1 pseudogene is annotated in these 531 nt (G+C 45.2%); it reads left to right on the forward strand.

What is annotated here, in order from left to right:
* Positions 1-531 (forward strand): annotated as a pseudogene (locus R7F64_RS24320) (phosphate ABC transporter permease); the annotation flags it as partial.

Consider the following 531-nt stretch of genomic DNA (forward strand, 5'->3'; position numbering starts at 1 on the left):
ATACTTTGCAAAATGATAAGCGAACCTTAACTCATATTCGTGACTTCAAATTAGCGTCTGAACTTAAATACTTATTGCCGGATTCACACCGCAAAGGATTCTACAGTTTCTACACTAACGGTACGCTTCAGAGTCATTACACGACCAGTGAAAAACTGGTGTTGTTTAAGCGAGCTTATAAACAGGCACCTGCGATGGCGGCAATGTCGAACAATGAACGCTATCTGATTACTTGGAATGATGACTCGTTAAAGGTGGCGGAGGTCGATAACTCTTACCCTGAAGTCTCGCTTTCTTCACTGTGGCAGAAAGTGTGGTACGAAGGCTATCCAGAGCCTGAATTTGTATGGCAATCTACATCGGCCAGCGATAACTTTGAAGCCAAATTTAGCTTGGTGCCGATTGCGTTCGGCACGATAAAAGCGGCTATGTTTGCGATGCTGTTTTCAGTGCCTTTGGCGGTGCTAGGTGCTATTTATACGGCGTATTTTATGTCGCCACGCATGCGTCGAGTGGTTAAGCCGTCCATTG

This window comes from Vibrio sp. Vb1980 (assembly GCF_033338615.1).
Taxonomy (GTDB): Bacteria; Pseudomonadota; Gammaproteobacteria; order Enterobacterales; family Vibrionaceae; genus Vibrio; species Vibrio alginolyticus.